This window comes from Dactylosporangium sp. NPDC000244, assembly GCF_040300725.1.
GTDB lineage: Bacteria > Actinomycetota > Actinomycetes > Mycobacteriales > Micromonosporaceae > Dactylosporangium.
In genome coordinates, this window is record NZ_JBEPEH010000042.1 from 1 (window position 1) to 8,697 (window position 8,697).

Annotated in this window: 8 protein-coding genes and 1 pseudogene; 4 read left to right on the plus strand and 5 right to left on the minus strand. The window is 74.9% G+C overall.

The genetic code is table 11. From position 1 onward, the window contains the following. Positions 1 to 138: 138 nt before the first annotated feature. Positions 139 to 519 (minus strand): annotated as a pseudogene (locus ABT369_RS44660) (HesA/MoeB/ThiF family protein); the annotation flags it as partial. Further along, positions 438 to 1,043 (minus strand): hypothetical protein, encoded by a 606-nt coding sequence (locus ABT369_RS44665; RefSeq protein WP_350622358.1) that lies wholly within the window; start codon positions 1,041 to 1,043, stop codon positions 438 to 440. The pseudogene ABT369_RS44660 and the gene ABT369_RS44665, both read right to left, overlap by 82 nt. Before the next feature lie 132 nt (positions 1,044 to 1,175). Here ABT369_RS44665 and ABT369_RS44670 point away from each other — a divergent pair, with 132 nt between their 5' ends. After that, positions 1,176 to 2,126 (plus strand): effector-associated domain EAD1-containing protein, encoded by a 951-nt coding sequence (locus tag ABT369_RS44670; RefSeq protein ID WP_350622360.1) that lies wholly within the window; start codon positions 1,176 to 1,178, stop codon positions 2,124 to 2,126. Beyond that, complete coding sequence (locus ABT369_RS44675) at positions 2,126 to 2,869, plus strand: SDR family NAD(P)-dependent oxidoreductase (RefSeq protein ID WP_350622362.1); 744 nt, start codon at positions 2,126 to 2,128, stop codon at positions 2,867 to 2,869. Before ABT369_RS44670 ends, ABT369_RS44675 begins: the two co-directional genes overlap by 1 nt. Here ABT369_RS44675 and ABT369_RS44680 read toward each other — a convergent pair. Continuing rightward, positions 2,866 to 3,597 carry a tetratricopeptide repeat protein gene (locus tag ABT369_RS44680; protein ID WP_350622364.1) on the minus strand — a complete coding sequence of 244 codons (732 nt, stop codon included), beginning with the start codon at positions 3,595 to 3,597 and terminating at the stop codon, positions 2,866 to 2,868. The genes ABT369_RS44675 and ABT369_RS44680 overlap by 4 nt on opposite strands. Before the next feature lie 9 nt (positions 3,598 to 3,606). Then, positions 3,607 to 4,140 (minus strand): CGNR zinc finger domain-containing protein, encoded by a 534-nt coding sequence (locus ABT369_RS44685; protein WP_350622366.1) that lies wholly within the window; start codon positions 4,138 to 4,140, stop codon positions 3,607 to 3,609. An 86-nt stretch (positions 4,141 to 4,226) separates the two neighbouring features. On the opposite strand from ABT369_RS44685, the gene ABT369_RS44690 reads away from it, so the two are divergent. Continuing rightward, positions 4,227 to 5,777 carry an aminotransferase class I/II-fold pyridoxal phosphate-dependent enzyme gene (locus ABT369_RS44690; RefSeq protein WP_350622368.1) on the plus strand — a complete coding sequence of 517 codons (1,551 nt, stop codon included), beginning with the start codon at positions 4,227 to 4,229 and terminating at the stop codon, positions 5,775 to 5,777. 374 nt (positions 5,778 to 6,151) lie between these two features. Here the strand turns inward: ABT369_RS44690 and ABT369_RS44695 are convergent, their stop codons facing one another. After that, a complete protein-coding gene (locus tag ABT369_RS44695) occupies positions 6,152 to 7,414 on the minus strand; it encodes a hypothetical protein (protein ID WP_350622370.1) in 1,263 nt (420 codons plus the stop codon). A 163-nt stretch (positions 7,415 to 7,577) separates the two neighbouring features. Between ABT369_RS44695 and ABT369_RS44700 the strand changes: the two genes are divergently transcribed. Continuing rightward, positions 7,578 to 8,687 carry a sensor histidine kinase gene (locus ABT369_RS44700; RefSeq protein ID WP_350622372.1) on the plus strand — a complete coding sequence of 370 codons (1,110 nt, stop codon included), beginning with the start codon at positions 7,578 to 7,580 and terminating at the stop codon, positions 8,685 to 8,687. Positions 8,688 to 8,697 lie beyond the last annotated feature (10 nt).

The window sequence follows — 8,697 nt, forward strand, 5'->3', positions numbered from 1 at the left end:
ACCAGCTCGGACGTGGACATGCCGCCGCGCAGGGAGACGGTGCCGGACTGGTCGGGCAGGACCGGCAGGGGCAGCACGTCGACCTTGAAGGCACGGCCGCGGCTCGAGCTCGCCGACGCCGACCCCGGCGGTCAGCTCTGCGTTGCGCGCCTCGACCTCGACGTCCGGAGCGAGCCGCCGCAGCCTCCGGGCGGCGACATCGACCTTCGCCGAGCCCACGTCGCCCGGCTCGAACAGCACCGTCCGGCTGAGGTTCGACGCGGCGACGACGTCCCGGTCGCACAGCACCAGCCGGCCGACGCCGAGCAGCGCGAGATTCTTGGCGACCTCGTTGCCGAGCGCGCCGACGCCGGCCAGCACGGCGGTCGATCGGCGCAGGCGGGCCTGATCCCAGCCCGGAATGAGGCCATGCCGGGCATGGCGATCCTCGTCGCCGCTCACGTGGAGCCCGTCGGCGCCGGGGCCGTCAGCCGCCGCTGCGTGACCGGGCAGACCTCCAGCACGCCGGTGGGCCGCCACTTCTCCCAGCAGACCAGGCCGCGGCCGGGATCGCGGTGCACGGCGTAGTGGCACTCGGGCGCCTGCGGGTGGCACGGGCACACGACGACGAGCTCGCCCGGCCGGAACGAGTGGGCGCAATGCAGGCACACCTGGCGGGCCAGGCCGCCCAGCGGCGGCTCGAGCAGGGCCGCGTCCTCGTCGGCGGCGATGACCGGCATGTTGCCCGCGACCCGCCAGGTGTCGTCGATCCCGTCGAGGAACGCCTTGAGATCATCGACATCGGTCGCCGACGGCGGCGCGGGACGGCCCTCCGATCCGGTCCAGCAGCCCAGGACCGGGTCGAGATGCCGGACCCGGCCCGTCGCACGCTCGAAGCGCACCCGGTCGCCGACACGGAACGTGTGTCCGCAGGTGGTGCAGGTATGTGGGTGCCACCACGAGGTCTCCTGGATGAATCGCTCGACGACGTCCGCGCCGACCGGCTCCCGCTGAGGGTCCATGGCGGCGTGCATCGCGGCGTCGAATTCGCCGACGTCATCCATGTGCGTTTGTGTATCACGGCCGTTGCACTGCGTCGTATCCTCAATACCGATGGTCTTCTCGGCCCTCCTGAACCCGGTTGTGACCGAATGCCTGAACCGTTCCGGCAACCGAGCCCGACTAGGGTGACCGCGATGCGCGACGACACGCCCCAGGCCGATCTCCCGCTGACTCCCGAGAGCCGGGCCGAGCTGCTGGAGCTCATCGCCGCCGCGTTCACCGACCTCGGCTCGTCCCGCCGGTTGCTGTCGGTGATCGGGTTTCCCGCCGCGATGCTGCCCGGCTGGCCGCCCGCGACGTCCGCCCTTGCATGGTGGGACGGCGTCTTCACGAGCCTCGACAGCGGACTGGTGCCCGAGGGCTACCGGCGCCTGCTGCTCCGGGCGCGGCGCGAGCGGCCGGGCAACGTCGCGCTGCACGCCCTGCAGGGCCGGCTCGAGGGCTCCCGGCCGGAGCCGACGCAACCCTGGGTCCGCCGCATCCTCCTGCTCGGCGCCAGCCCGACCATCGGGGCCGGCGGCGATCCCGTCGGCGGCCTCGACCCGCAGGCCGAGTACCACGCCGTCGCCGCCGCCGTGCGCCCCGCGATCGAGGTGGACTACCGGCCGTACGCCGGCGTCGACGACATCCGCGGCATGCTCGGCGAGGCCACGGACGTGCTGCATCTGGCCTGCCACGGCAGCGGTGCCATGCTCACGTTCCACGACGATGCCGCGCCCGGGGCCGCCGCCCGCCGCCCGGCCCGGGTCATCCACGCGGCGGACCTCGCCGCGGTGCTGCTGGCCTACGAACACGCGCCGCGAGGGCACCGCCTGCACGGCATCATGCTCAACGCCTGCCGGAGCCTGGCCGCCGCCGCGGCACTGCGGCCCTGCGCCGACGTCGTGGTCGCGCACGAGGCCGAGCTCCCGGACGAGGCGGCGCCGATCGTCGCCGGGGCCGTGTACCGGGCGCTGCGCGGCGTCGGGCGCCTCGACGCGGCCGCGCACGTGGCGAAGGCGGAGCTGCCGTGGCTCGACACGCGGCACGGCGAGCTCGTGGCCCGGGGCATGCGCGTCCTTCCGCCCGCTACGATGTCGACCTGATGAGAATTCTGGTCACCGGGTCGACGGACGGCATCGGGCTGCAGACGGCCCGCACCCTGCAAGAGCTCGGGCACGACGTCGTCTTCCACGCCCGCAGCGAGCAACGCGCCGCGGCGCTCGACGGTTCGCCTGAGGTGCTCGTCGGCGACCTCGCCGACCTGGAGCAGACCCGCGCGATGGGCCGGACGGCCGGCGCGTTCGACGTGGTGATCCACAACGCCGGGATCGGCGGGCAGGACGAGCGCCGCGAGACCGGCGACGGGATCGAGCGCATCTTCCAGGTCAACGTGCTCGCGCCCTACGTGCTCACCGCGCTCATGCCCCGTCCCCAGCGCATCGTGTACCTCACCAGCGGCCTCGAGTCCGTCGGCGTGGCCGACCTCGAGGACCTGCAGTACGAGCGCAAGCCGTGGCACGGGATGCAGGCGTACAGCGACTCCAAGCTGCACGACGTGGCCCTCGCGTTCGCGGTCGCCCGGCGGTGGCCCGAGGTCTACTCCAACGCCGTCGACCCCGGCTGGATCCGCACGAAGCTCGGCGGCCCCAACGCGACCGACGACCTGCCCGAGGGCGCCGAGACGCAGGTGTGGCTGGCCACCGGGGACGGCGACGCGCTCGTCACCGGGCGATACTTCAAGCGCCGCCAGGACCTCAAGCCCAACGCGGCCGCGCGGGACGAGCGCTACCAGGACGGGCTGCTCGCCGCGTGCGCCCGGCTGAGCGGCGTGGAGCTCCCCGGCTAGTGTTCGGCGGCGTCGCCCCGCTTGAGGCCGGCGATCAGCCTGGCGCACGCGAGCCAGTTGCCCGCGTCGGCCAGGCGGGTGGCCTCGGCGTCCGCTTCGGCCTGGCGGTTCGTCCTGGCGAGGATGTGGCCCAGCGCCTCGTAGGCGCGCAGCTCGCCATCGGCGATCGCGGTCCGGGTCACGTGGATCGCCTCGTCCGCGCGGCCCTGATCGAGCAGCAGCCGCGCCAGCCGGGCACGGACGTGGGTTTCGCCGGCTGCCACGGACGCCTGATAGACCTCGAGGGCCTCGCCGGGGCGGCCGTGCTCCTCCAGCAGCTCGCCTAGGGGCCAGTACGACGCCGCCCGCTCGCCGAGCACCGCGCGGAGCTCCGCGACGGCCTCGTCGACGCGGCCCTGCCCGGCGAGCAGGTGGGCGAAGTCGTTGAGCGCCGAAGTCTCGCCGTCGGCGATCGCCGCCCGGTGCATGGCGATGGCCTCGTCGACCCGGCCGAGCTTGCCGAGCAGGACGGCCAGGCCCGCCCGGGCGTTCCACCAGCCGGCATCGATCCCGCCCCGCCAGGCCTCGAGCGCCTCGTCGTGGCGGCCGTGGCGCTCGCACAGGCGGGCGAGATCGCGCCAGCCGTCGGGGTGACCGGCGGCGATGGCGGCACGGTAGGCGGCGATGGCCTCGTCGACCCGGCCCGCTTCGGCCAGGCGGTCGGCGCGGTCGAGGAGGTCGTCGGTCACGCCGTGACTCTAGGCGCTCGCGGCGCGGCGGGCGCGGTACGACGCGGCCTTCACGCGGTTGCCGCACTCCTCCATGCCGCACCAGGTGCGGTTGCCCGCGCGCGAGCGGTCCACGAACAGGCGGGTGCAGTCCTCGCCCGCGCACTCGCGGATCGGCGGGCGGGACTCCAGCAGGGTCAGGGCCGCGCCCGCGATCGCGGCGGCCAGGGCTGGCGCGTCGCCGGTGCGGCGCACGCCGTCGGGGGTCAGGGACGGGCGGGGGCCGGGGTGGGCCGCGGCCCGGTTCAGCACGCGCACGTCGGACGGGCGGGGCGGGGCTGCGTCCGGGTGCAGCAGCCGGTAGACGGACTCGCGCAGGGTGAGCAGGTCGCGCAGGTCCTCGGGGCCGACGCGCGGCGGCCGGGTCAGCACGCCCGCCTCGACGGACCAGCGAGCCAGGTCGGCGCCGGTCGGCAGCAGCTCGTCGGGGTCGGGGCGGCGGCGCCACTTGCGGGTCGCGGCGAAGTCCAGCGCCAGGTCGCCGCTCACGAACACAAAGCTCACGTCACCACCTTGACAGGTGATGACGGGGCGGCGCAAGCTTCCCCCGTCACCGGCTCAGGCGGTGACGCAGGAGAAGGGGGCGGCCCGTGATCACCGTCGAGGAGTATCTGGGCGCGACCGGGCGGGCGCTCGACGGCATGGGCGGGATCGTGGCGGGGCTAGGGGACGAGCTGGCCAACGTGCGGCCGCCCGTGCAGGGGGCCAGCTCGCCGTACGCGCTGCTGACGCACTGCCTCGGCGTGGTCGGCTACTGGGCCGGCGGGCTCGTCGCCGGGCGGGTCGTCGAGCGGGACCGCGAGGCCGAGTTCACCAGCTCGGGGCCGGTCGCGCCGCTGCTCGAACGGGTCCGGCAGGCCCGGGAACAGCTCGCGGCCGACGTGCGCGGCGCCGACTTCGCGGGGCCGTTGCGCACGGCGCCGAACCCGGGCTTTCTCGGGCCCGCCGGGATCGCGACGCAGGGGGCGGCGCTGCTGCACGTGTACGAGGAGCTGGCGCAGCACCACGGGCAGATGGAGATCCTGCGCGACCTGCTGCGGCCCAAGGAGGGCATCCGGCGCGGCACCGGGGTCAAGTGGGGCGCGGTCGGGCCGGACACGATCGGCGCCTGGGTCGCGGACATGGATCTCGGCGTGGCGCCGGCCGTCCGGCACGCCCTGCTCGACGCCGTGGACCGCGAGGACTTCGGGTATCCGCACTGGCCCGGCGGCGACCCGGTGCCGGCCGCGTTCGAGGCGTGGATGGCCGAGCGGCACGGGTGGGAGCCCAGCGCCGGGCACACCCGCGTCTTCACCGACGTGCTGCAGATCCTGCAGGTCGTGATCGAGCAGACCACGCGGCCCGGCGACGGGGTGGCGATCCACGTGCCGGCCTATCCCCCGTTCCTGGCCGCGATCCGGCGCAGCGGGCGGCGGATCGTCCCCATCGGACGGTCCCCGATGGACGGTGTACGGCTCCTGGTGCTCGTCAACCCGCAGAACCCGAGCGGGCGGGTGTTCCGGCGCGCGGAGCTGGAGGCGCTGCTGGAGCTGGCCGAGCGGTACGACCTGCCGGTGCTGGCGGACGAGATCCACGCCGACCTGGTGTACGCCCCGCACCGGCACATCCCGTTCGCGTCGCTGGGTTCGCGGGCGGCTCGCCGTACCATCACCGCCACCTCGGCGACGAAGGCCTTCAACCTCGCCGGACTGCGCTGCGCGGTCGCGCACGTGGGGCCGGCGGACCTGCGCGCGAAGCTGGACGCGATGCCGCCGGACATCTTCGGCACCCCGAGCACGCTCGGCCGCCTCGCGACGGTGGCCGCGTGGCGCGACGGCGCCGGCTGGCTGGAGGGGCTGCGGGCCACGCTCACCGCGAACCGGGCCACGATCGGCGCCTGGGCGTCCGGGATGCCGCTGCGGTACCGCGAGCCGGAGGGCACCTACCTCGCCTGGCTCGGCGGCCTGCGGGAGCCCGAGCCGGCGGCCCGGCTGGAGCGGACCGCTCTGGTGCGGCTCAGCGAGGGGGCGGAGTTCTCCGAGGGGACCGACGTGGAGACCGGCGACTGCGTGCGCCTGAACTTCGCGACCAGCCCCGCGGTGCTGACCGAGATCCTCCGGCGCCTCACCCCGAAGGTCGGCCAGTACTGCAACGGCAGTTAGGTGAGTGGGTCCGCGTCGTCGGTAGTGGCTGAGTCGGGCTTGGTGTTGGCGTCGGCGGCGCCAGTGTGACCATGCCCAGATGCGGAGGCCCCGTTCGGGACTCCCGCGCCGCCCTTCTCGCTGTCCGCGACCGGCGCCCGGCGGCTCGATACGCTGGGCTGAGCAGGCCTGGTCGAGCGCGGTCTCGTCGCGATCTGCGAGCCGGCGTTGACCGAGACGATGAGACGATCGCGCGGCACGTGCCTGAGCTCCGGCAGCAGCGGATCGGTGCTGCGCCGAGCTGAGGCGGGGGGTGCGGCGGTCCGGCGCGTTCGCCGGGCCCGGTCCGGACCGCTCCGGCCGGCGGCCCTGGCGGGCGCCGGCCGGAGGTGCGGTCAGGGGGTTGCCGGGGCCGGGGCCGCCGGGGTCGCGTGCAGGGCCGGGGCGGGATAGCGCAGGGAGCGGGTCAGGAGGCCGAAGCCGGCCAGGAGCAGCAGCGGGCTCAGCAGGCTCAGCGGGCCGACGCCCAGCGCCAGGAAGGCCAGGATGCCCGCGCCGACCAGGACCGGGACCCACCAGCGGGAGCGGCCGTCGGCCGTGGTCGCCGACGCGGTCACGATCAGGCCGAGCAGCGTGCCGAACATGCCGAACAGCACCCAGCTGACCGCGAACAGGGCGTAACCGCCCATCGCGTCGCTCACCTGCGTCGCCTGCTCCGGGGTGAGGACCATGCGCGCCGCCAGGTCGGTGTAGTCGCCCACCATCAGGCCGCTGAAGTTGGCCAGCGCCAGCACCGTGACCAGGCCCGCGACGCGGGCGAAGCGGCCGCCCGTCTGCATGATCGTCAGGACCGCCGGGATGAACAGCAGCCAGCCCAGGTGCAGCAGGAACGCGCTGGCCTGCGACTGCACCGGGTGCTCGGTGAACTGGGCCGGGTCGGGCGTGAAGCCGGGCACCGTGGCCAGGCCCGCCGCGAACGCCACCGGGGCCAGGATCAGGCACACGCGGCCGACCGAGAAGCGGAACGCGCCGAAGGTGTCCGGCTCGTCGGGGTCGGGGACGTGGCGGCCGAGGGAGCGGGCCGCGAGCGCGTACGCCACCGTCATCACCAGCGGGCCGGCCACGCACCAGGGCAGCGGGGTGATCGCGAACAGGAAGTACCCCGCCGCGCCCGCCAGGGCCGCCCCCGCCACCCACCACGAGATGATCCGCGCGCGGGCCGCCGCGATCGGCACGAGGACCAGCGCGAGGGCCCAGCCGACGAGGCCCGGCACCTGCCAGCCAAACGTCGCCCAGCCGCCGAGGGACTCGAACGTCTCGTTCACCCGGGCGACCGTGCCGTTGTCCGGCAGCGTCTGCTCCAACGCCAGCAGAAACATGTCGAACGCCATCAGCGCGGAGAACGTGACCAGGCCGAAGACCGTCGCGACCCAGGCCACGCGGGCGAGGACGACGCCGCGGCGGCGGATCGGGCCGAGCAGCGCGAGGAACCCGGGGACGAACAGGATCCACGCCCAGTGCAGCAGTACCGCATGAGCCTCCGTGGCCGCCGGGTGCGCCCGGTAGACGCCCAAGGACCCGTCTGGGGTGCCGAGCGCCGGGTCGACCGCGGTCGCCACGCCCAGCACGATCGGCGCCAGTATCAAGAAGAGCCGCATCGCGGGCTCCCTTCAATGCGAAGTAGTCGGAGCCGCGAACGCTACGAACGCGGGGCGCGGCGCGAACCCGCAACGCGGGCGAACCGGGGTCCCCCGCACGGCGGACGGCCGGTCATCCGGCGGACGGGTGAGGAACCGGGGGAGCGGCCCGTACCGTCAGGAGGTGCGCAGCAGGTGGCGGGTCGATCTCGGGGTGACTGGCGGGTTCGTGGCGTTCGGGCTCGTCGAGGAGGCCGTGGTACACCCGCCCGGCTCCTGGTGGCCCTACGTCCTCGCCGCCGCGGCGGTGCTCGTCGCGCTGCGGCGCAGCGTCCCGCTCGTCGCGCTGGCCGCCAGCTGCGTGCTCGTCAACGTGGTCGTCATCGACTACCGGCTCTGGCAGCTCGCCGCGATGATCATCGCCGCGTACACGGCCGGCCGGCACGTGCCGGTCGGGCGCAGCGGCTGGCGCGGGTACGCCGGGCTGGCGCTGATGGTGGCGACCTCGCTGTCATTCTGGCACGTCGACCCGTCCGACCCGATGGCGGCGCTGTTCTTCCCGTGGGGGCCCTGGGCGCTCGGCGTCGCGTTCGCCTACCAGCAGCGCCAGAACGCCGACGCGGCGGCGGCCCGGGCGGCGATCCGCGAGCAACGGGTCCGCGAGGCGGTCATGGAGGAGCGGGTGCGCATCGCCCGGGAGCTGCACGACATGGTCGCGCACAGCGTCACCGTGATGGTGATCCAGGCGGGCGTCGTGCGGCGGCGGCTCGACGCGGGCCTCGACGTCGACGACGAGCTGCTGCGCAGCATCGAATCGTCCGGCCGGGACGCCGTCGGCGAGCTGCGCCGCACCCTGGGGCTGCTGCGCGGCGACGACGGCGGGGCCACCGCCGCGCCGGTCGGGCTCGACCGCCTCGACGAGCTGGTCGCGCAGGTCCGCGAGGCCGGGCTGACGGTGACGCTGCGGCGGGAGGGCGAGGCCGTCCCGCTGCTGCCGGCGGCCGACCTGTCGGCGTACCGAATCATCCAGGAGGCATTGACCAACGTCTTGAAGCACGCCGGGCCCACCCGGGTGACGGTCGAGGTCCGGTATGCCGGCGACGGCGTCCACCTGTCCGTCACCGACAAGGGCGGCGGAGCGCCGGCGCCGGTCGCGGGCGGCGGCGGCCAGGGCCTGATCGGGATGCGGGAGCGGGCGGCGCTGTTCGGCGGCGAGCTCACCGCCGGCCCGCGCCCCGGCGGCGGGTTCGCGGTCCACGCGCGGCTGCCGGTCCAGGCGGCGGTGCCGGCGTGAGCGGTCCGGA